Below are 23,123 nucleotides of genomic sequence, written 5' to 3' on the forward strand. Positions count from 1 at the left end.
CTAACTTGCTAACTTGCTAACTTGCTAACTTGCTAACTTAAACGCCTACTTTTTATCCGCTATGCTTGCTTAATCCGCTATCTGACCAAATAATTGCCCCCTAGACTCGACTATCATAAATATTAGGTTATAATGCCGCGTCTATTGTTTAACATAGTGCCCGAAGGGCAGAGCAGCATTGGTATCTTATAGTGAAGATGGGGTTGATAAGTCGCTTTAATGACTTTAAACGTGCCAAAACGCATAGTGATTACCGTGTTTGTAAGGAAGGCGAACAGTCGCCAAAATTGAAGATTGAGGTATATCATGCAAGTTTCTGTTGAGACGACTCAAGGCCTTGAGCGCCGTCTGACCATCACCGTTCCTGCAGAGAACGTTGAGACCGAAGTAAAAAAACGCTTACAACAACTGTCTAAAACCCAGCGTATTGATGGTTTCCGTCCTGGTAAAGTACCAACGTCTGTAATCAACAAACGTTACGGTGGCGCAGTTCGTCAGGAAGTTGCTGGCGAAGTAATGCAACGTAATTTTTATGAAGCTATCGTAGCTGAAAAAATTAACCCTGCTGGCGCACCAACATTTGCTCCTAAAGCACTTGAAGCAGGTAAAGATTTAGAATTTTCTGCAACATTTGAAGTTTACCCTGAAGTTGAAGTTCAAGGTTTAGATAAAATCACTGTAGAAAAACCAGCTGTAACTGTAACTGACGAAGATTTAGCAAACATGCTAGAAACACTTCGTAAGCAACATGCATCATGGGCTGAAGTTGATGTAGCTGCTGGCGAAAAAGACCGTGTAACGGTTGATTTCGTAGGTACTATCGACGGTGAAGTATTCGAAGGCGGAAAAGCTGAAGACTTCCCATTAGAACTTGGTCAAGGTCGTATGATCCCAGGTTTTGAAGATAACATCGTAGGTAAAAAAGCAGGCGAAGAAGTTGTTTCTGACGTAACTTTCCCTGAAGATTACCATGCTGAAAATCTTAAAGGCAAAGCAGCTCAATTCACTATCACAGTGAAGAAAGTTGAAGCGCAAGAGCTACCTGAACTTAGCGAAGAATTCGCAACTAAGTTTGGTGTAACTGAAGGCGGTGTTGACGCTCTTAAAGAAGAAGTTAAAAAGAACATGACACGTGAACTTGACCAAGCGGTTAAAGCTAACGTGAAAGACCAAGCAATTAAAGGTCTTTTAGCTAACAACGAAATCGATGTGCCTAAAGCGCTAGTAGATCAAGAAATTGATGCACTACGTCAACAAGCTGCACAACGTTTTGGTGGCGATGCTAAAAACATGCCTGAGCTTCCAGCAGAGTTGTTCCACGAGCAAGCTGTAACACGCGTTAAAACTGGCCTATTATTAGGTGAAGTAATTAAAGCGAACGAGATCAAAGTTGATGATTCAAAAGTTGAAGCGTTAATTGCAACAGTGGCTTCTGCATACGAAGATCCAACTGAAGTTGTAGAATACTACAAAGCAAATGATCAACTTATGCAACAGATGCGTAATGTAGCAATGGAAGAGCAAGCTGTTGAAGCTATTTTAGCTAAAGCAAATGTAACTGACGTTGAAAAAGCATTTGATGACATCATGAATCCGCAGCAAGGTGCTTAATAAGTCATTGACTTAAGTCCTCGCTAACGATTAAATGGCTCGTGTTACTCTGTTTTATGCAGCGTGCCCGAGCCATTTTAGTTTGTGGCCTTCAATTTTGCCAAAAAGATAACTATGCTTTTCTTATAATAAGGATAAGTATAAGCGCATAAGGAATAAAATAAGTATGAACACTGGTATTACAGATCCTCTAAATGCATTAGTTCCAATGGTTGTTGAACAGACAGCAAAAGGCGAGCGCTCGTATGATATTTATTCGAGACTATTAAAAGAGCGAATCATATTTTTAACGGGCCAGGTTGAAGATAACATGGCGAATCTAATTTTAGCGCAAATGTTATTTTTAGAATCAGAAAACCCAGAAAAAGATATCTTTTTATATATCAATTCACCGGGTGGTTCAGTGACTGCGGGTATGGCAATCTACGACACCATGAATTTTATTAAACCAGATGTAAGTACAATTTGTGTTGGTCAAGCGGCTAGCATGGGTGCATTCTTATTAACAGCTGGTGCAAAAGGCAAACGTTATTGTTTACCTAATTCACGCGTGATGATTCACCAACCATTAGGTGGTTTCCAAGGTCAAGCATCTGACTTTGAAATACACGCTAAAGAAATCCTGTCTATTAAAGACAAATTAAACCGTTTAATGGCAGAGCATACTGGCCAACCATTAGATGTGATTTCAAAAGATACAGACCGTGATAACTTTATGAGCGCAACTCAAGCCGTTGATTATGGTTTAGTTGATGCGGTATTTACTAATCGCGAAAGTAAGTAAATATAACAGCGAGTAGTTAACGCTACTTGCTGAAGTCGTTTACACTGTGAAAACCAAAGATTTTTGGTATAGTAAAACGTATTAAAATAGCTGCTAAGTAGTTTGGCAGCCAACGTATAAGATGAGGTAGCTGAATGTCTGACACTCCTACAGACGGCGACAAAAGTAATAAATTGTTATACTGCTCTTTTTGTGGCAAAAGCCAGCATGAAGTTCGTAAACTCATTGCAGGGCCTTCAGTATACATTTGTGATGAATGTGTTGAGCTGTGTAATGACATTATCAGGGAAGAGATCAAAGACATTGCGCCTAAGCACAATACCTCTGATAAACTGCCTGCACCAAAAGAAATTCGTAATCATTTAGATGATTATGTTATTGGTCAAGATCACGCTAAAAAAGTATTGTCAGTAGCGGTTTATAACCACTACAAACGATTACGTAATCAAAGCACCAAGGTCGACATTGAGTTAGGTAAAAGTAATATCTTACTTATTGGCCCAACCGGCAGTGGTAAAACATTATTAGCTGAAACGTTAGCGCGTTTATTAGATGTGCCGTTTACAATGGCCGATGCAACCACACTAACTGAAGCTGGTTATGTGGGCGAAGATGTTGAAAACATCATTCAAAAGTTGCTACAAAAATGTGATTACGATGTAGAAAAAGCGCAACGTGGTATTGTTTACATTGATGAGATTGACAAAATTTCACGTAAATCTGATAACCCGTCGATCACTCGTGATGTATCTGGTGAGGGCGTGCAACAAGCACTGCTTAAACTAATTGAAGGTACTGTGGCATCTGTGCCACCACAAGGCGGACGTAAACACCCACAGCAAGAGTTTTTACAGGTAGACACCTCTAAAATCTTATTCATCTGTGGTGGCGCATTCTCTGGTCTTGATAAAGTGATCGAGCAGCGTAGTCATAAAAATACCGGTATTGGTTTTGGGGTAAACGTAAAAGAATCTGCGGCGAGTCGTTCTTTAAGTGATACATTTAAAGATGTTGAGCCAGAAGATTTAGTGAAATATGGTTTGATCCCTGAGTTCATTGGTCGTCTACCAGTAGTGGCAACCTTAACTGAACTCGATGAGTCGGCTTTAGTGCAAATATTAAATGAGCCTAAAAACGCCTTAACGAAACAGTACGGCGCATTATTTGGTATGGAAGACGTTGAACTTGAATTCCGTGATGACGCACTGCGTGCTATCGCTCATAAAGCGATGGAGCGTAAAACAGGTGCCCGTGGTCTTCGTTCAATCGTTGAAGCGGTGTTACTCGATACTATGTACGAACTTCCTTCAATGGAAAACGTCAGCAAAGTCGTGATTGACGAAACCGTGATCAAAGGTGAATCAGATCCTATTTTGATTTATCAAAGCGCTAGCCAAGATAAAGCAGCGTCTGAGTAAAATTTACTCATTTTGATAATAAAAAGGAGCCTAGTGCTCCTTTTTTTATAATTTATTTAATCCAGTTGCGTTAAATTGTTGAACTTTACTTAGGTTATCCCCATATACTTGAGTAATCTTTAAAATAAATGAAGAGCGAAGAGAAAAATAATGACGCTTGAGAGAACAGATCGAGTCGAAATCCCGGTGCTAGCACTGCGCGATGTCGTGGTATATCCGCACATGGTGATCCCGCTTTTTGTAGGCCGTGAAAAATCAATAAAATGCCTTGAAGCGGCAATGGATAAAGACAAACAAATTTTCCTTGTTGCGCAAAAAGACGCGACCGTAGATGAGCCTGAGCAAGATGATATTTACCGTGTTGGTACCATAGCCACGGTATTACAATTGCTTAAACTTCCTGATGGCACAGTCAAAGTACTGGTTGAAGGCACACAGCGAGCAAAACTAGAAAGCTTTATTGATAATGAAGACTTTTTTGTTGCTAATGCGCAGTTTATTGGTTCAGAAGAAATCGATGAGCAAGAGCAAGATGTATTTATTCGCAGTGCCATCAGTCAGTTTGAAGGCTATGTAAAGCTAAATAAAAAAATACCACCAGAGGTGTTAACCTCGGTCAGTGGCATTGATGAAGCGCCGCGCCTTGCCGATACGATGGCAGCGCACATGCCGCTGAAAGTGCCTGAAAAGCAAAAAGTACTCGAAATCACCAATGTTACAGAACGTCTTGAATATTTAATGGCGTTGATGGAAGGTGAAATCGACTTATTGCAAGTTGAGAAAAAAATTCGTACCCGCGTTAAAAAGCAGATGGAAAAGTCGCAACGTGAGTATTACCTCAATGAGCAAATGAAAGCCATTCAAAAAGAATTAGGCGAGCTTGACGACGTACCAGATGAATTCGAAGCACTGAAAAAGCGCATTGAAGAATCAGGTATGAGCAATGACGCACAAGAAAAAGCGAACTCTGAACTTGCTAAGCTTAAAATGATGTCGCCTATGTCGGCAGAAGCCACGGTTGTACGTTCATACATAGACACATTAATTAATGTGCCATGGAAAAAACGTTCGAAAGTGAAAAAAGACTTAGCGGGCGCACAAAAGATTTTAGACAGCGACCATCATGGTCTTGATAAAGTCAAAGAACGCATCATTGAATATCTCGCCGTGCAACAGCGTACCAATAAACTCAAAGGACCAATTTTGTGCCTTGTGGGTCCACCAGGTGTTGGTAAAACGTCATTAGGTCAATCGATTGCTCGCTCGACAGGGCGTAAGTATATTCGTATGGCACTAGGTGGTGTTCGTGATGAAGCAGAAATTCGTGGTCACCGTCGTACTTACATAGGTTCAATGCCAGGTAAGTTGATTCAAAACATGAGTAAAGTGGGCGTTAAAAATCCATTATTCTTGTTAGATGAAATCGATAAAATGTCATCTGATATGCGTGGCGATCCTGCATCGGCACTGCTAGAAGTACTTGATCCTGAGCAAAATAGCCATTTTGCGGATCATTACTTAGAAGTCGATTATGACTTATCTGACGTAATGTTTGTTGCTACATCAAACAGCTTTAACATTCCTGGTCCGTTATTGGATCGGATGGAAGTGATCCGGTTATCGGGTTATACCGAAGATGAAAAGCTGAATATTGCCAAAGAGCATTTAATTGTTAAACAAGTTAAGCGCAATGGCTTAAAAGATGGCGAATTAATCATCGAAGACAGTGCAATCATCGGCATTATTCGTTATTACACCCGTGAAGCGGGCGTACGTAACTTAGAACGCGAAATATCTAAGTTATGCCGTAAAGCGGTGAAGAATATCTTGCTTGAAAAAGGCACTAAAACAGTCACTATTAATGCTGACAACCTTGAAGATTTCTTAGGTGTGCAGCGCTATGATTATGGTAAAGCTGAAGACGGCGATCGCATTGGCCAAGTTACAGGTTTAGCGTGGACTGAAGTGGGCGGTGATTTGCTGACCATCGAATGTGCCGCAGTACCAGGCAAAGGTAAACTAAGCTACACCGGGTCACTAGGCGATGTAATGCAAGAGTCGATTCAAGCAGCTATGACAGTTGTACGTAATCGCGCTGATGCATTTCGTATCAACAGTGATTTTTACGAAAAACGTGATATTCATGTTCACGTACCTGAGGGGGCAACTCCAAAAGATGGACCAAGTGCTGGCGCCGCGATGGTAACAGGTTTGGTATCAAGTCTTACAGGTAACCCGGTACGTGCTGATGTGGCGATGACGGGTGAAATCACCTTACGTGGTGAAGTATTACCAATTGGTGGCTTAAAAGAGAAACTATTAGCCGCTCATCGTGGTGGAATTAAAACGGTCATTATTCCAAAAATTAACGAACGTGACTTAAAAGAGATCCCTGACAATGTATTGGCAGGACTTGATATTCACCCAGTTACGTGGATTGATGAGGTTTTAAAACTGGCTTTAGTACACCCAGTTGAGAGTTTTTCAGTCGAAACATCAAAAAACCAGTAAAAAAGCGAAAAAAAGTGCTTTAAAGGGCTTTTCAAATCTAGATGGTATGATAAGTTAAGCACTGGTTTTCAAGCCGAGGCCTTATGTGGCCTAGGCTGAAGAAAAATTACAATCGTATGAGCATGAAAAAGTTTGCTCTAAAATTTTCAAAATAGTGATGTTAGTTTAAAAAACAATCGCTCTTGATAATAACAATGAAAGAGGATGATATTGTGAATAAATCTCAATTAATCGATCAAATCGCAGCTGATGCTGACATTTCTAAAGCGGCTGCGGGTCGTGCACTTGATTCATTCATCGAGGCTGTTTCTGGCGCTCTTAAAGATGGCGACTCAGTAGCATTAGTTGGTTTCGGTACTTTCTCAGTACGTGAACGTGCTGCACGTTCAGGCCGTAACCCACAAACTGGCGAAACAATTCAAATCGCTGCAGCGACTATCCCAGCTTTTAAAGCAGGTAAAGCGCTTAAAGATGCATGTAACAGCTAATCACTGCTCTTTAGTGAGTTAGTTTGGTAGTGTAAGAAGTTAATCGCTTTTACAGCTTAATTAACGTTCTTTCTCGCCAACTGCTTCAAGTAAAAAAGCGTATCTGGTAAGATACGCTTTTTTTACATAAGCAAGGCGATTTCTGCCTCGAATAGAATAGAGATAAATAAATGCTTGAGAAAATCAGAGAAGGTTCACAAGGACCGGTAGCTAAAATTATTTTAGGCGCGGTGATTTTATCTTTTGCCTTAGCAGGGATCGGTGGTTACTTAGGTCAAACCACAGAGCAGCCCGTAGCTGAAGTAAATGGAGTTAAAATTAGCCAAACCGAGTTTAGCCGTGCGTTCCAAAATGAACGTGCACGTTTAGAGCAACAATTTGGCGAATACTTTGCACAAATTGCTGCTGATCCAAATTACATGGCACAAATTCGTCAAGGCGTCGTTGACCGTCTAGTACAACAAGAATTGCAAACTCAACTAGCGGCCGAACTTGGCTTACGTGTTAGTGACGACAGTGTTCGTAAAGCGATTTTAGAATTGCCATACTTCCAAATTGGTGGGCAATTTAACAACGATCGTTACTTACAAGTTATCCGTCAAATGAACTTTCAACCTGACGCATTTCGTGAATATTTACGTGAAGAAATGACTCGTAGCCAGCTAATTTCAGCGGTTGCAGGTACCGATTTTGCTCTAAATAGCGAACTGACTAATGCCGTTGCGCTACAACAGCAAACGCGCAATATTGACTATGTCGTGATCAGCAAAGAGTCTTTACAGCAAAACGTGACAGTAACAGAGCAAGAAATTGCCGATTACTATGATCTAAATATGTCGCAGTTTTTAGCGCCAGAGCAAGTATCAGTAAACTACATTGATTTAAATGCAGCTAACTTAACACTTGAAACTCATGTTAGCGAAGCAGACGTTAAAGCATATTATGATCAAAACAAAGCACAATACGTCGAACCTGAAAAACGCCGTGTATCGCATATCTTAATTGATAACAGTGAAGATGATGATGCAGCAAAAGCCAAAGCAGAAGACTTGTTAGCACAATTACAACAAGGCGGTGACTTTGCGGCATTAGCAGAATCATCATCTGATGATACCGTTAGTGCTGAAATGGGTGGTGACTTAGATTGGATAGAACGTGACATGATGGATCCTGCTTTTGAAGATGCGGCATTCGCATTAGCAAATAAAGGGGATTTTTCAGACGTTGTACAATCTGAGTTTGGTTACCATATTATTCAGTTAACTGATATTCAGAGCCAACAAGTAAAAGCGTATGACACTGTTAAAGCTGATTTACGTGCTGAGCTTGAGCGTACTGAAAAAGTAAATGCATTCTATGAAAAGCAAACAGAAATGGGCGCTATTGCATTTGAAATTTCAGATACCTTGGTTGATGCTGCAGAAGTTGCCGGTGTTGAAGTACAAACAACAGCATTAGTTGACCGTAATTCTCTACCTGCGCCGCTTAATACACCAGCGGTATTAGCTGCAATCTTCTCACCAGATGTGCTTGAAGATAAAATGAACTCTGAGGTTATCGAAGTGGGCGATGAGCATGTTGTGTTAGTGCGTGTTAAAGAGCATGTACCAGCTGCAACAAAAGCACTTGCTGATGTATCAGAGCAAATTAAAGCACGTTTAGTTAGTGAAAAAGCTTCAGAGCTTGCGAAAGAAAAAGCAACAACACTATATGCTGAAATTGAAGCTGGCAAGAGCTTAAATGACCTAGTAACTGAGCAAAGCTTAGAACTTCGTCAAGAAGCGGCACTAACCCGTCAAGCTTACACTGTTTCGCCTGCAATCGTTCAACATGCCTTTAAAATGGCACACCCAACTGACACACCAGTAGTTGAAAAAGTTGACCTAAACAACGGTGACGCGGCAATCGTAGCACTTAAAACAGTGACTAACGCTACTGTTGAAGACGAAATTGACGCACAGCTTAAGCAAAATATTACTATGACCCAAGTTAACAAAAACTACATGGTATTCATTGAAGCTTTAAAAGCAAATGCAGAATTAAACTTACCTAAAGCGCAAGCCGCCACAGAGTAATAGTTAATTAAGCAAACCTAAAAAAGCGCCTAATGGCGCTTTTTTTGTGGGTAGAATATAAAGGTTAAAGGTGCTAGGTTAAAGTTAAAAGGTACTAGGTGAGTGGCTTGTAGGCTCGAGTTTACCCCGCGCAATTATGTATAAGTTTTAAGTGCCGTAGTGGTATCTCAGTTGTGCGATTAAAAGCGTATCGTCTTGGTACTTGTATACTATTCTGTGCTCATCATTTATCCGTCGAGACCAATAACCTGATAAACCATGCTTGAATGGCTCAGGCTTTCCGAGTCCTTCATGTGGACTGCGTTGAATATCTTTAATCAGTAAATTTATACGTTTTAGTATTTTTTTATCATGGCCTTGCCAATAAAGGTATTCTTGCCACGCATGGGTAGAGAAGGTCAATTTCACTCAAGCAACTCTCTTTGTGTGCCTTTACCTTGCTCAAGTTCGGCAATTGACTCCAAAAGCTTGCGGACATTGGCCGGGGATCTAAGTAGGTAAGTGGTTTCTTGCATGGCGTTATAATCTTCTAACGACATCATAACCACTGGGCTTTCACTTTTACGGGTAATAATAATCGGCGCATGATCATCGCACACCTGCGCCATGGTACTCGCTAAATTAGCACGAGCAGCAGTATAACTAATAGCATCCATAACAACTCCAAAATGTTCATGTACGTTAATTTGTACATTATAACCTATACACAAATAATAAGTCACTTTAAATTAAGACACAGGAGATAGGTTAAAGGTTGAAGGTGCTAGGTAATTAGGTGCTAAGGGAGTGTGGTGTTGTAGGCTCGAGTTTACCTCGCGCTGCTACGCGTAGGTTGGGTAGAGTGAAACGAAACCCAAGGAAAAAACACCCTGTCAGTCTGGATCTAGGTACTGCATTATCGAGTGTTTTTATTTCTTCGATGTATTCTGAATTTTGGCAAAGCCACAATGTGCGGATTTTAAATGTGGAGGCGAAGGCGGAACTTTGAAAATCTAGAACCATTGCCTTGTTATACCTTACCTTTAATCTTATCTAATAATTTTTTAGGATGAAGCTTCAGCGCTCCCCATTTAATTTCTCCTAAACTAAGAGAGCCGTCTAGTATTTCAATATCATCTGAATTCCTCATGCTTTGAATCAGCATCAACTCCGAACTCTTTTTATCATAACTCTCTTTTAAATTCATGATAGAAAGCTCCTTCATTTCAATGATAGCATCCTTCATTTGAATTTGTGTTTTAAAGCTCTCAATCTGATTTGTAAGCATTTGAACTTTAAATTTATCCTCTGTAGATATTTTTGTATCTAATGCAGGCAAATACTCTGAGTATGGCAAAGAAATGTATTGATAAAACAGCATTTCAATTTTACTTGTTAATTCACTTGCATCTTCAGGAGATACAATTATAGATGTTTGACCGTTTTTATTTTCTGTTGAAACACTTGCATCTATCCCAAGGTTTCGTAGAAATTCACCAAACCAGATTAAATATTGTGAGCAAATAGATTCATACTCTTTGGGGAATTCAAAAACTTTTACAAACAAGTCTTTTGATTTGTTTTTAATAAGTTTTATTAGTAAAGACTGGTAGGTTTCTTTAGCTATTATAATGAGTGGCTCTATTTGCTTTATAATTTCTCCTTGGCTAACAACTAAGGTTATATTTAGAGACGCCCAGCCTTCATCCTTTGTTATTTGAGAATTAAAACCAGAGCGCCTAATTTCATCTTTATAGCATTCCAAAAACTCTTGGATTGTTATAGGCTGATTCCAATCTTCCCAATTAAAGGTAACATGGAGTATAAGCTCTACAGAATTACCATCACATTTGAAATCAATCCAATTTACATTAGAGAACTCATCTGATTCGAACTCAGACAAGTATTGAAGACCTGATGGTATTTCATCTACTTTTTTTTCAATGATTTTCGTTGTGAGATCAAAATCTATATCCTCACAATAAAACCTCAATAGATCTTTGTGATAACTTTGCTCAGGTATAACAAGAAGCTCTGTGTCATTTTCTAGCAAAATTAAGGAGTTTTCTTTTTCAATAAATTTCAAATTCAAAATTTACCCCTTTGGGATACAATTTAATCAGAGGGCACTTTCCTCTTTTACACAAAAGGCGTGTCCTCTTATTTACATTACATACTAATAACAAATTATGTAACGGTTTGCTACTTATATACTTTCAGTCTATTTATTATCAAATGGAAAAATAAATGCACTTTCCCCATATATTGACTTCATGAATCACAGTTCATGACTGACCGCATATTGCTTTAAATTTCTTATCAACTCGAACAATAAACGTTGGGTTTCGTTGCTTTCTACCCAACCTTGTTAAAACTCCGGGCTGCTCTGGCTTTTCCTAGAACCTTTCGCCTAGCACCTCGTAGCTATATTCAACAACTCAACAATTTCTGGGTGACTTTTGATTGGGGCTTTTGGAATATATCTTCCGTTCTACCGTATTCAACGATTTCACCGTGATCGAGTACTACAAGTTGATCGCTGATGTGGCGTACTAAACTTAAGTGGTGAGTGATCAAGATATAACTGAGACCTGTGTCCTGTTGTAGCTTGAGTAGCAGATTGACAGTTTGTGCGCGTACAGAAGGGTCCAGAGATGATAATGCTTCATCAAGTACTACAACCTTAGGGTCGAGTATTAATGCACGTGCTAGAGCGACACGTTGCAGCTGACCGCCACTGAACATATGTGGGTAGTAATACTGATGGTCGTTTAATAAACCTACTTTAGACAGTGTTGCGGTGATTTTTTCAGCGCGAGTTACTTTATCCAAAGAAGTATTATATTGCAGGCAATCGTCGAGCATATCGCCGATCGTTAAACCTGGGTTTAGCGAGGCTTCGGAGTCTTGGAAAATCATCCGAATATGGCGGCATTGCTGATCGCGAACGCCTTTGTTTTCGATGATGTTGCCATCGAGTAGGATTTGCCCAGTATCTGCGCTGTCTGCTCCAGCGAGTAATTTTGCTAGGGTACTTTTACCTGAGCCAGTTTCGCCAATAATAGCCAGTGTTTCACCTTGCTCTAAACAAAACGAGATGTTTTTTAATACCTCAAAACGCTTACGTGAAAATAACCCAGCACGCAGGTTAAAGCTTTTTGACAAGGCTTGCACTTTTAACAGAGGTTGCATTATTTCATCACCTTAATGAGAGGGAAATGACACGCATAACTATGGCCATGTTGTTTAGTTAAAGGCGGAGTTACTACACAGGCTTTTTGTGCCTGCGGACAGCGAGGACCAAGACGACAGCCTATAGGCAAATGCTGTAAGGTTGGGATTGTACCTTTTAGTGCATAAAAAGGTTCTTTATGGGCAAGCCCTTGCTCATAATCCGGTAAGCTTTTTAATAATGCTTGTGTATAAGGGTGGCGAGGCTGGGCAAAAATACGCTGGGTTGGACCTGCTTCAACCATTTGCCCGCAGTAAAGTACATGCATGCAATGAGACCAATTAATGATTTCTTCAAGTTCATGAGAGATCATTAAAATTGACATGTTTTTAAGCTGATTTAAACTTTTTAACAACCGAAATACTTGCGCGCGGGTGGTACTTTCCAGCGCGGTGGTTGGTTCATCGGCAATCAGTAACTTAGGTGTACGAGCAATGGCCATAGCAATCATGACCTTTTGACATACGCCTTCTGAGAGCTCGTGAGGGTAGCTCGATAGTACTTTTTCGTGATCTTTAATGCCCACTTTATGGATCAACGCTTTTACTCGGTCTTTACGTTCGCGGTTACGCTTTAAGAAAAACCCGGAGTTTGCTATTTCTGGGAGCGTTTCGGCTATTTGCTCAAATATTTTTGCGGTTGGATCAAGACAGCGACTGGGATCTTGATAAATCATTGCGATGTCACTACCAACAATTTTACGTCGTTGTTCGTTTGATAGACGCATTAAATCTACGCCACGCCAATGCATTCGGTCGGCTGTAATGTGCCAGCGTTTATTTAATACACCCACAATGGCTTTAGCAATTAAGCTTTTACCTGAGCCAGATTCGCCCACTAATGCATGTACTTCACCTTCTTTGAGGCTCAAGTTCACTCTATCTACGGCGCGAATAACAGTATCAGAGGTGCGCAGCTCTATGGTCAGATTTCGTATATCAAGTAATTGCATTTAGTCAGCCTTACGTGCTTTGAGCACTTGGCGTAGCCCGTCGCCCACTAAGTTGGTCGACAGCACGGCTAAAAAGAGTAATACCCCAGGCAAGCCAACGGTCCAAGGTGCTAAATAAATTAAACCCAGGTTTTCAGCTAAAATTGCACCCCACTCTGTGGTTGGTGGTTGCGCCCCTAGTTTTAAAAAGCCCAAAGCGGAAATATCTAAAATAGCGGTTGATAATGCCATAGTAAAAATAACCACAATATGCTCATAAATATTTGGAAAAATCCCTCTGGAGAGAATATGCCAATTCGATGCGCCATCAAGTTTAAATGCAGTAATGTAATCTTTATTAAGCTCAGTGACGATGAGGTTACGCACCGAGTGAATAAATTGCGGTAATAGCGCTAAAATAATTGCCCACACGGTATTCATCAGGCCTGGGCCTAATATCGCAATAATAATAATCGCTAATAATAAAGACGGTATTGATAAGGTTATATCAAGTAGATGATTTAAAAAGCTTGAGCGAATACCTCGGCTAATGCCGGCAAATGTGCCTACTAACACACCTATGATGGTGGTGATCAGCGCAGCAATGACTGATAAGCCAAAGGTATAAGTTGCGCCATTCATAAGCCGTGAGAGTACATCGCGACCTAAGTCGTCAGTACCGAGTATAAAACGTACATCGCCCATTTCATGCCACGATGGAGGAATAAGTAACGCATCACTGTGTTGCTGGTTTACCCCATATGGTGCAATCAGTGGTGCAGCCGCAGCTAAAATAGCAAAGGCGATAAAAATCCATAACCCCACTAAGGCAGGGTGATTGGATTTAAATTTGCGCCAAAATCGCGCTAATGGCGATTTGTTTGACTCTTCTGAAAATAAATTAAACTTTGCCATGCGCTTGATTCCGTGACAGCGGGTCGAACAAGGTATAGGTTAATTCTGCAATAATAGTCGCCAGAATTACAAACATCGATACCGCTAATAAGCCACCTTGAATAGCAGGGTAGTCTCGTTGATAAATACTATCAATTAACCAACGGCCAACACCTGGCCATGAAAAAATCACCTCGGTGATCATCGCCAGAGTGATCAAGGTACTAAACTGCAAACCAATTTGTTTTATAACCGGTAATAAGGCATTACGTAAGGCATGATGCATAATTAATTGGGCACGGTTTAAGCCTTTGGCTCGGGCAGTTTTAATAAAACTTTGCTCAAGCACATGCAACATTGACTCTCGTGTAAAGCGCACTAATACAGTGGTTGGGTACATTGCCAGAACAATGGTCGGCAGGGTTAAATGATGCAGAGCATCAAGCATAGCCAGACCAGAATAAGGAAAGTCTGCTAATACAATATCAATCAAAATAAAGCCAGTTTGGGAGGGGATCTCGTACAGTAAGCCCATTCGCCCTGACATCGGGAACCAACCTAGTTGTAATGAGAACACCATGATCAGCAGCAAAGCTAACCAAAATACCGGCATTGAGTAGCCTACTAACGTTGTGGAGTTAACCAGTTTATCTGGCCAGCGCCGATGATAGGCCGCCGCCAAGATACCTGCCGGAACGCCAACCACAACAGAAATAATTAACGCATAAATACTCAGCTCTAACGTGGCTGGGAATAGCTCGATAATATGAGTAAATACGCTGTCGCCCGAAGCGAACGACACGCCCCAGTCGCCTTGCACAATACGCGCAATAAAAGCAAAATATTGCATTAAATAATTATCGTTAAAGTGATATTTTTCTTGTAGTTCACTGGTTTGTGAAAAACTGGTATTACTGATACCACTTAAATTACTAAGCGGATCGCCGGGAAATAAATAACTGAGTGAAAATGTAAATACACTCAAGGTAAACATCATAAATAACAGTAAGCCTAAACGGCGTAAAATATAATTTAACACCATTATTTTTTCCTCGCGTTGGCTAAGGAAATTGCGCCAAATGGGCCAAGTGGAATACCTTCTACATCGGCACTACTTGCTTGAAAACGCATACCGTGGGCAAGTGGTAATAAAGGTAGTTCACGCACTATCATCGCTTGTGCTTGTTGATAATAGGCTTTTCGTTTGGCTAAATCGGTGGTATCAAGCGCTTGTGTCAAGAGTAAGTCAAACTCAGGATCACACCAATTCGCAGGGTTTTTACCACTAAATGCCGCGGTGCAACTGAGTAGCGGGCTAAAAAAGTTATCTGGATCCGGTGTATCTGCAGCCCAACCTAATAACACGCTGTCATGGCGGTGTTCACCTATTCGTTGAATAAAGGTGTTCCACTCATACTCAACGATACTGACGTTTACACCAATTTTTCGTAAATCGCTTTGCATTAGCTCGGCCATTTTACGTGCGTTAGGATTATAAATTCGGCTCACTGGCATAGCCCAAATGGTCATATCAAAGCCATTAGGAAGGCCAGCCTCAATCAACAGTTTTTTAGCTAGATCAGGGTTAAATCCGGGTAGTTTAGCTTGTGGTTGATATGCCCATGATGTTGGCGGTAATAACGATTGCGCACGAATACCGTTGCCGTAATAAACTGCTTGCATGATTTTTTCAACGTCAATGGCATGGGCCAGTGCTTGGCGTACTCTTAAATCGTCAAATGGTGGGCGCTCGGTATTAAACGCCCAATAACCTACATTAAGATTGGTTTCTTTTTGTACGTTAATGTCATCGCGTTGGGCTAAAATACTTAATTGTGCGCTACTTGGGTGTGCGGTTACATCGCACTCTTTAGTGAGCATTTTTGCAATTCGGGTGGTGCCATTTGGGGTGATGTCGTAAACCAACTGCTCCAGCACTACATGGTGTTTCCAATAGTCAGGATTACGATAATAGCGGACTAAATGATCGCGGCGATACTCTTTATAAACATAGGGGCCAGTACCAACAGGGTATTGATCAAAAAGATTAACTTGGTCGCGCTGTTTTAATTGCATGGCATATTCGCGAGACAAAACCACTGCAAAATCAGTTGCCATATTGGCTAAAAAACTGCTTTCGGCATTAAATAATTCAAAGCGCACTTGGTAGTCGGACACGCGAACAATTTGCCGAATTAGCTGGTCGATGCCGACACTTTGAAAATAAGGGTAATTGGCATCCCCAACAAAGTGATAAGGATTATACACATCGAATAAACGGCTAAAGGTAAAGATTACATCATCAGCGTTAAACTCTCTGCTTGGGGTAAAGTATGCAGTAGTATGAAACTTCACTCCTTTGCGCAAGGTAAAGGTAACTGACTTGCCGTCTTTACTTATTTTCCAGTCAGTGGCCAGTTCACTTTTAAATTCAGCGGTCACGGGATCGATACTGATCAAACGGTCATACAATTGATTTGCAATAATATCGATCGTCGAACCTGTGGTCGTCACTTGGGGATTGAACGACACAGGGTTAGCCTCAGCGCAATAAACTAAGCCCTGATTCTTTTCTTCTAGTGTTTTTTCTTTGGTATCTAAGCAACCCGTTAGGCATACCGTTAAGATACCAAGTAATAATTTATACACTCGTTTAGCCTCTGACTATTATTGTTGATCTAACAAGTTGTATTTTTTCAAATAGCCTCGTAGTTGATGATACGTTAAACCAAGTACTTCTGCAGTTTTCTTTTGATTAAATTGACTATATTCAAGCGCTTTTTTTATTAAATCAATTTCAAATTCATTTGAGAGGTCTTTTAAGCTACATGGAAACTGAAATTGCGGGGTACTTGTTGCAACTATCGGTTCATTGGCTACAACTGCAACAGGAGCTGCTTCTACGGCTTTAGTGGGGAGTTTTTTAATTCGTTGCTTAGGTCTAAAGCGGCTTTCAAATGGGTCTAAAATAATCTGGTGAACGGGAATATGTTCACTGCCATGGCGATATAAGCTTCGTTCCACGACATTTTTAAGTTCACGTATATTACCTGGCCAATCATGCCCTTGCAGTATTTCCACAGCACTGCGGGTGAAACCACTGAATAGTTGCCAGTCCAAATCACGGGCCATATTCATCGCAAATTGCTCAGCGAGTAACATGATGTCTTCCTGACGTTCGCGCAGTGGCGGTAAAGTGATTACATCAAATGCGAGCCTGTCGAGTAAATCGCTTCTAAATTCACCTTGCTCGGCTAAATAAGGAAGGTCTTCATTGGTTGCGCAGACTAAGCGAGTATCGACCTTGACGGTTTGTTTGCCACCGACTCGCTCAAATTCACCGTATTCAATTACCCGTAATAGTTTTTCTTGCACCATGGCAGAGGTATTTGCTAGTTCGTCTAAAAATAGCGTACCGGCATTGGCACGTTCAAACCGTCCTTCGTGGCGTTTACTTGCGCCGGTAAAGGCACCACTTTCATGGCCAAACAATTCGCTTTCAAGCAAGTTTTCGTTAAGTGCCGCGCAGTTGAGCTTAATGTAGCTTTGCTCCCAGCGCTTTGATAAAAAGTGTAAACGGGCGGCGATCAGTTCTTTACCTGTGCCACGTTCACCAATAATCAGTACTGGTTTATCTAAACTTGCCAGCTGTGAAACTTGATCAAGTACCGCTAAAAAGCTGTCTGATTGGCCGAGTAAATTATCTTGTTGGCGAAATTGGCTCATATTCCCTAACTCTTAGTCATTTTTACTAACAGTTAGTGTATTTCATAATTAGGGAGAACTAAAGGAATTTGTATTTTTAGTTTAACATTATGAAAATATTACTGTATTTTATGTTTTATAAAGTTGGCAAGCATATTGTAACAGTAACAGCAGACCAATTAAGTTAAACACTACAGAGGTAAATGTTATGGGAATTTTTTCGCGTTTTGCAGATATTGTTAATTCTAATATCAATGCCATTTTAGATAAAGCAGAAGATCCTGAAAAAATGGTACGTCTGATCATCCAAGAGATGGAAGACACATTAGTTGAAGTACGTTCAACCTCTGCGAAAACATTAGCAGAGAAAAAAGAATTAGTACGTCGTGTCGATACATTAAAAGAGCAAGTCGCTCAATGGCAAGATAAAGCCGAGCTGGCATTGAGCAAAGACCGTGATGATCTAGCCCGTGCTGCATTGCTTGAAAAGCAAAAGTCAGCACAAGCGGTTGCTGCTGTTGAAGATGAACTCAGTCACATAGAATCTCACATTGATAAGCTGCAACAGGAAGTAAGTACGCTACAAGACAAGTTAGCGGATGCAAAAGCACGTCAAAAAGCGATTATTTTACGTCAACGCTCAGCTGAGTCACGCCTAGAGGTGAAAAAAGCATTAGACAGCTCTAAAGTTGAAGATGCATTAAATCGCTTTGAGCGCTACGAAACTAAGATTGATGGACTAGAATCACAAGTAGAATCGTACGACTTAGGTAAAAAGTCATTGGCTGATGAAATTGCTGAGTTACAGCAAAACGAAAAAATCGATGATGAATTAGCTGCACTTAAAAAGAAGCTTGCTGATAAATAAAGATAATAAATAAAGGGGGAGTCATCCCCCTATGCTTGATAAATTAATGGATGTGTAGGAGAGGGTTATGTTTGATGCAGAAGTGTTTGTTGCTCCAATTATCATTTTTATGGTTGTGGTAGCACCCCTTTGGTTAATTTTACATTACCGAAGTAAAAAGCAAGTAAGCCAAGGCTTGAGCGAACACGAACACCGCCAGTTACTTGAGCTTGCTCAAAAAGCAGATAAAATGGCTGACCGAGTAGAAACTTTAGAAGCACTACTTGATCAAGAGGCCCCACAGTGGAGGCGTAAGGTATGAGTGCTAAACGTGAACTGCTAAGAGATCCAGCACGTGGTAAAATAGCCGGTGTATGTGCAGGGCTCAGTGATTATTTCAATATGGAATTGTGGTTAGTACGTATTATCGTAGTAACGGCAGTGTTATTAGCTGGTGGCCCGTTGTTTGTTGTGGCTTACATCGCAGCGTGGTTTATTTTAGATAAAAAACCTGCCAATGCACAAAGCAAAACTGATGCGGCAAAACACGAAGATCCTCTTGAAGTAAAATTTAAAGTATGGCAAAAAGGTGAGCCACCACGTCGTGCTTTACAAGATTTAAAAGACCGTTTGGGACGTGTTGATATACGTTTACAAGATATGGAACGTTATGTTACTTCAACCGAGTTTACGGTTAGCCGTGAAATCAATAAGCTGTAAAGGACTTAATAGCACTTTAGCCACCTAATTTATAATGGCGCTGAAGTGCTAGCTCATTATGATAAACACTTCATCTGCAAAAAACGCCTTTAATAAACTCAAAGGTAAGGCTGAAAAAGCTGTTCACCGTAGTTTAGATCAACACGTAAAATTAGCGGTAACTGGCCTCAGTGGCAGTGGTAAAACCGCTTTTATTACCGCTTTAGTAAAGCATTTAACCAGCCAAGCAACAGACAAAAACTTACCGTTTTTTGATGTTATGCAGCAACAGCGTCATATCGCCACAAAAATAGTGCCGCAACAAGCGCTGACCATTCCTACATTTGATTACCCTAAAGCCCTGAGTGCTTTATTGCCGCTTGAAGGGCAACCACACTGGCCTGCATCAACCGAGCGCATAAATACTTTACGTCTAGCAATTAAATACCGGAGTGACGCAGGCTTACGTGGTCACTTTGCACCGCAATCAACCTTATATTTAGACATTATTGATTACCCCGGTGAGTGGCTGCTTGATTTACCCATGCTAGAGCAAAGCTATCAACAATGGAGTGAGCAGCAATATGCACTGTTACAGCGCTCTCCTCGGGTTGAAAAGGCACAAGCATTTTTAACTGCACTGAGCGAGCTTGATTTAACAGCCCCAGTAGATGAAAGTGCGCTAAGCGCGATTGCTACGCACTATCAAACACTGTTAGTGAGTCTTAAAAAAGACACTAAATTGGCGATGCTACAACCTGGACGCATGCTGATGCCAGGTGAATTACAAGGTGCACCGTTATTACTGTTTTTCCCAGTTGCACAGGCTAATGATGAGGTGGTTGCAGGGTCTAATTTGGCGCACTTGCAAAAGCGCTTTAATGCTTATGTGAAAGAAGTGGTTAAGCCATTTTATACACAACACTTTCGCAACTTTGATCGGCAAATAGTGCTTGTTGATGTGCTCAGTGCGCTCAATGAAGGGCCTGAGACGTTGCAAGAGCAAGGGGATGTGATCAAACAATTACTTGCGCATTTTAACTATGGCGAAACTGGCTTTTTGAAACGCTTGTTTAAACCCAATATAGATAAACTATTGTTTGCTGCGAATAAGTCAGATCATATTAGTAGTGCACACCATAAAGATTTAGCGCTGTTGTTGGACTCATTAGTGCACGAGCAAAGTAATCACTTAAAATTTGATGGCGTTAAAATAGAAACTATGGCGATGTCATCTATTACGGCAACCATGCCAAAACAAGTGGTTGAGCAAGGTAAAACCCTCAATTGTATTTATGGTAAGCCGTTATCAGAGTCGCAATGGTTGACCTACTTACCACCGCAGCCACCAATGCGCATGCTCAATAAAGATGAGTGGCCAAGCCATGGTTTTGAGTTTTTATCGTTTGCACCAATGCCAAGTCCAGACAAGCAACTAAAACACATTCGTTTAGATCATGTCATGCAGTACCTTTTAGGAGACAAACTAACATGAGCAAGACCGCTTCAGGCTTTCAAGCCGGCAGACGTATTGATACTAGTGAACAGCCAATAGACAATGAACTTACCTTGACCCCAGCTAAAGTGATCGATCAAGGGGAGTATGAATATGAGCACGTTATCGATGAGCCCCAAGATGAAGAGATTGATTTAACCCCTGTTTATAAAAAGTCAAAATGGCAAACTCTGAAAGGGGTGTTTGCGATTAGCTTTATAACTTTAGTGTTAGCTGAATTTATATTTTCTATGGTTGTGACATTTCAGCAATCCATCATTTTAGGCAGTGTATATTTAATTGCAGTGCTCAGTGGCGTGTTGTTGTTAGGCAAGCTCTTATGGCGTGAGTATAGAATGTTGCGCAGCTTAAAGCGCAATCAATTACATCGTCATGAAGCGGATCGTTTGCTCAATAGCGAACAGGTTGGTGGGGCACTACCTTGGCTTGAAAAACTCAATAAACATCAGCAGTTAACTGGGTTTGATGAGTTTAAAGCAAGCATTGATAGCCATCATAGCGATAAAGAGATCATGACCTTGTACGCCGATAGTTTGTTAGTGAAACAAGATACTCAAGCTAAAAAGCTGATCAACCGTTTTGCCACTGAATCAGGCTTGTTAGTGGCATTAAGTCCATTAGCGCTGGTGGATATGATGGCTGTGCTTTGGCGGGGCACAAAACTGATTGAGCAAATAGGTAAGATTTACGGTATCGGATTTGGTTATGCTAGCCGGATCAAGCTCTATCGTATGTTGATCAAGCAAGTGATGTTTGTTGGCAGTGCTGAGTTAGTATCGGATTTAGCTGCTACAGCGCTCAGTGCTGAATTACTAGGTAAATTATCAGGACGTGCAGCACAAGGCTTAAGCGCGGGTATATTTACCGCACGCATTGGTTATAAAGCGATGGAACTAAGCCGTCCTTTACCACGACTTGAGCATAAGCGCAGCTTGCTTAAAGGTACTGCGCAATTGATTGCCAGCAAAATTATGAGCCGCAAAGCTTCGCCGTCAGGAGCAGGCACGAAAGAAACGAGCTGACAATAAATCTGTACAGTGGTGAACGGCCACTGTACTAACTACATCCAAATTTATAGCCATCTGAGCATCTGGCATGCTTGTGCTTTATCCTGCGATACGTTTTGATTATGGGATCAATAATAATCAAAAAAGATCAGACAATGAACAAACTCCACATCGACAGCCAATGTATCCATGGACCAGAAAAAGCCAATGATCCGCATGGTGCACTTACTGCTCCTTTATACCAAACTTCAACGTTTCATTTTAGCAGTGCCGCGCAAGGTGCAGCACGTTTTGCTGGTGAAGAACCGGGCTATATTTATACCCGTTTAGGTAACCCGACGACGACAGAGCTTGAACAAAAAGTCGCACAACTTGAAAGTTGCGAAGCCGCTGCAGCAACAGCCACAGGAATGGGCGCGGTTTCTGCATCGGTATTAAGTTTTTTATCGCAAGGCGATCACTTAGTCGCATCAAGCGCTTTGTATGGCTGTACGTTTGCTTTCTTCGCACATATGTTGCCGCGTTGGGGGATTGAAGTGACGTTTGTAGATATGACCGATGAGCAGCAATTACGCGATGCAATTAAACTGAATTCAAAAATGATTTTTGCCGAAACCCCAGTTAATCCAACTATGGCGGTAATTGATTTAGCGTTAATAGGACAAGTGGCAAAACAACACAATTTGATCAGTGTAATAGATAACACCTTTCTCACGCCGTTACTGCAAAAGCCAATTGATTATGGCATTGATTTAATTGTTCACAGTGCTACTAAATATTTAAATGGTCACGGTGATGTTGTGGCAGGTTTGGTGTGTGGCAGTCAAGAGCACATTACATTAATTAAAATGACCGTACTTAAAGATATTGGTGCAACAATTAGTCCACACGATGCATGGCTTATTAATCGTGGTTTAAAAACCTTAGCGATACGCATGCAGCGTCATTGTGAAAGTGCGCAAATTATTGCTGAATTTTTAGAGCAGCATCCCCAAGTTAATACCGTTTATTACCCCGGACTTGCATCTCACCCAGGGTTTAAGTTTATCGGTAAGCAAATGAAAGCCTCTGGTGGCGTTATTGCCTTTGAATTAAAAGGCAGCCTAAAAGATGGCGAGCAGTTTATTAATAATACCCAACTGTGCACACTCGCCGTGAGTTTAGGAGACGCCGAAACACTCATTCAACATCCGGCATCGATGACTCATTCACCGTATTCACCCGAAGAAAGAGCCGCTGCGGGTATTAGCGATGGCCTGATCAGACTATCTGTTGGCCTTGAAGATGTTAACGATATAATTAACGACCTTAACCACGCTTTTACTTTTATTGCATAGCTTGTAAGATTATATTTACGGTTTGTGTTGCTTCTAGCCCTTTGAAAATAGCGCTGTAAACTTTTTGATCTAAAAGTGTAATGTTTGGT

General features: G+C 41.0%; 21 protein-coding genes. 12 read left to right on the top strand and 9 right to left on the bottom strand.

Annotated elements, in window-relative coordinates; translation table 11 throughout:
- Positions 1–306 precede the first annotated feature (306 nt).
- From tig to ppiD, 6 genes are all read left to right on the top strand, one after another.
- On the top strand, positions 307–1,611 hold the full coding sequence (tig, locus tag H5232_RS05405; protein ID WP_149980757.1) for a trigger factor: 1,305 nt from the start codon (positions 307–309) through the stop codon (positions 1,609–1,611).
- A gap of 166 nt (positions 1,612–1,777) precedes the next feature.
- Positions 1,778–2,395, top strand: coding sequence for an ATP-dependent Clp endopeptidase proteolytic subunit ClpP (gene clpP, locus H5232_RS05410; protein ID WP_064668127.1), 618 nt, complete (start codon positions 1,778–1,780; stop codon positions 2,393–2,395).
- A 134-nt stretch (positions 2,396–2,529) separates the two neighbouring features.
- Complete coding sequence (clpX, locus tag H5232_RS05415) at positions 2,530–3,813, top strand: ATP-dependent protease ATP-binding subunit ClpX (RefSeq protein ID WP_064668126.1); 1,284 nt, start codon at positions 2,530–2,532, stop codon at positions 3,811–3,813.
- A 150-nt stretch (positions 3,814–3,963) separates the two neighbouring features.
- Complete coding sequence (lon, locus tag H5232_RS05420) at positions 3,964–6,324, top strand: endopeptidase La (protein ID WP_145241462.1); 2,361 nt, start codon at positions 3,964–3,966, stop codon at positions 6,322–6,324.
- A gap of 185 nt (positions 6,325–6,509) precedes the next feature.
- Positions 6,510–6,812, top strand: a complete 303-nt coding sequence (locus tag H5232_RS05425) for an HU family DNA-binding protein (RefSeq protein WP_301562686.1) — start codon at positions 6,510–6,512, stop codon at positions 6,810–6,812.
- A gap of 170 nt (positions 6,813–6,982) precedes the next feature.
- A complete protein-coding gene (ppiD, locus tag H5232_RS05430; protein WP_182830619.1) occupies positions 6,983–8,887 on the top strand; it encodes a peptidylprolyl isomerase in 1,905 nt (634 codons plus the stop codon).
- Between the two features lie 147 nt (positions 8,888–9,034).
- On the opposite strand, the gene H5232_RS05435 is transcribed toward ppiD, so the two are convergent.
- The 9 genes from H5232_RS05435 to pspF all read right to left on the bottom strand — a co-directional run bounded on the left by H5232_RS05435 (position 9,035) and on the right by pspF (position 17,649).
- Positions 9,035–9,295, bottom strand: a complete 261-nt coding sequence (locus H5232_RS05435) for a Txe/YoeB family addiction module toxin (protein WP_182830620.1) — start codon at positions 9,293–9,295, stop codon at positions 9,035–9,037.
- Positions 9,292–9,543, bottom strand: coding sequence for a type II toxin-antitoxin system Phd/YefM family antitoxin (locus tag H5232_RS05440; RefSeq protein ID WP_182830621.1), 252 nt, complete (start codon positions 9,541–9,543; stop codon positions 9,292–9,294). Before H5232_RS05440 ends, H5232_RS05435 begins: the two co-directional genes overlap by 4 nt.
- 353 nt (positions 9,544–9,896) lie before the next feature.
- Positions 9,897–10,958, bottom strand: a complete 1,062-nt coding sequence (locus H5232_RS05445; protein ID WP_182830622.1) for a hypothetical protein — start codon at positions 10,956–10,958, stop codon at positions 9,897–9,899.
- A 338-nt stretch (positions 10,959–11,296) separates the two neighbouring features.
- On the bottom strand, positions 11,297–12,058 hold the full coding sequence (locus H5232_RS05450) for an ATP-binding cassette domain-containing protein (RefSeq protein ID WP_182830623.1): 762 nt from the start codon (positions 12,056–12,058) through the stop codon (positions 11,297–11,299).
- Complete coding sequence (locus H5232_RS05455; protein WP_149980751.1) at positions 12,058–13,050, bottom strand: oligopeptide/dipeptide ABC transporter ATP-binding protein; 993 nt, start codon at positions 13,048–13,050, stop codon at positions 12,058–12,060. Before H5232_RS05455 ends, H5232_RS05450 begins: the two co-directional genes overlap by 1 nt.
- Entirely contained in the window at positions 13,051–13,944 is an 894-nt protein-coding gene (locus H5232_RS05460) for an ABC transporter permease subunit (protein WP_145241450.1), read from the bottom strand.
- Positions 13,931–14,965, bottom strand: a complete 1,035-nt coding sequence (locus H5232_RS05465; RefSeq protein ID WP_145241448.1) for an ABC transporter permease subunit — start codon at positions 14,963–14,965, stop codon at positions 13,931–13,933. Before H5232_RS05465 ends, H5232_RS05460 begins: the two co-directional genes overlap by 14 nt.
- The gene (locus H5232_RS05470; protein ID WP_145241446.1) at positions 14,965–16,572 is read right to left on the bottom strand and encodes an ABC transporter substrate-binding protein; all 1,608 of its coding nucleotides are present in this window, start codon (positions 16,570–16,572) and stop codon (positions 14,965–14,967) included. The genes H5232_RS05465 and H5232_RS05470 overlap by 1 nt, the downstream gene beginning before the upstream one ends.
- Positions 16,573–16,590: 18 nt before the next feature.
- Positions 16,591–17,649 carry a phage shock protein operon transcriptional activator gene (gene pspF / locus H5232_RS05475; RefSeq protein ID WP_145241444.1) on the bottom strand — a complete coding sequence of 353 codons (1,059 nt, stop codon included), beginning with the start codon at positions 17,647–17,649 and terminating at the stop codon, positions 16,591–16,593.
- A gap of 187 nt (positions 17,650–17,836) precedes the next feature.
- On the opposite strand from pspF, the gene pspA reads away from it, so the two are divergent.
- From pspA to megL, 6 genes are all read left to right on the top strand, one after another.
- Positions 17,837–18,496, top strand: a complete 660-nt coding sequence (pspA, locus tag H5232_RS05480; RefSeq protein ID WP_145241442.1) for a phage shock protein PspA — start codon at positions 17,837–17,839, stop codon at positions 18,494–18,496.
- 67 nt (positions 18,497–18,563) lie between these two features.
- A complete protein-coding gene (gene pspB / locus H5232_RS05485; RefSeq protein WP_145241440.1) occupies positions 18,564–18,797 on the top strand; it encodes an envelope stress response membrane protein PspB in 234 nt (77 codons plus the stop codon).
- A complete protein-coding gene (pspC, locus tag H5232_RS05490; RefSeq protein WP_145241438.1) occupies positions 18,794–19,195 on the top strand; it encodes an envelope stress response membrane protein PspC in 402 nt (133 codons plus the stop codon). The genes pspB and pspC overlap by 4 nt, the downstream gene beginning before the upstream one ends.
- A 58-nt stretch (positions 19,196–19,253) precedes the next feature.
- Positions 19,254–20,669: a YcjX family protein gene (locus H5232_RS05495; RefSeq protein WP_215909075.1), complete on the top strand. Its 1,416-nt coding sequence runs from the start codon at positions 19,254–19,256 to the stop codon at positions 20,667–20,669.
- Positions 20,666–21,712, top strand: a complete 1,047-nt coding sequence (locus H5232_RS05500; protein WP_182732486.1) for a TIGR01620 family protein — start codon at positions 20,666–20,668, stop codon at positions 21,710–21,712. The genes H5232_RS05495 and H5232_RS05500 overlap by 4 nt, the downstream gene beginning before the upstream one ends.
- A gap of 140 nt (positions 21,713–21,852) precedes the next feature.
- Positions 21,853–23,034 carry a methionine gamma-lyase gene (megL, locus tag H5232_RS05505; protein ID WP_182830624.1) on the top strand — a complete coding sequence of 394 codons (1,182 nt, stop codon included), beginning with the start codon at positions 21,853–21,855 and terminating at the stop codon, positions 23,032–23,034.
- Positions 23,035–23,123 lie beyond the last annotated feature (89 nt).

Source organism: Pseudoalteromonas sp. SG41-5, from assembly GCF_014164495.1.
Classification (GTDB): Bacteria; Pseudomonadota; Gammaproteobacteria; order Enterobacterales; family Alteromonadaceae; genus Pseudoalteromonas; species Pseudoalteromonas rhizosphaerae.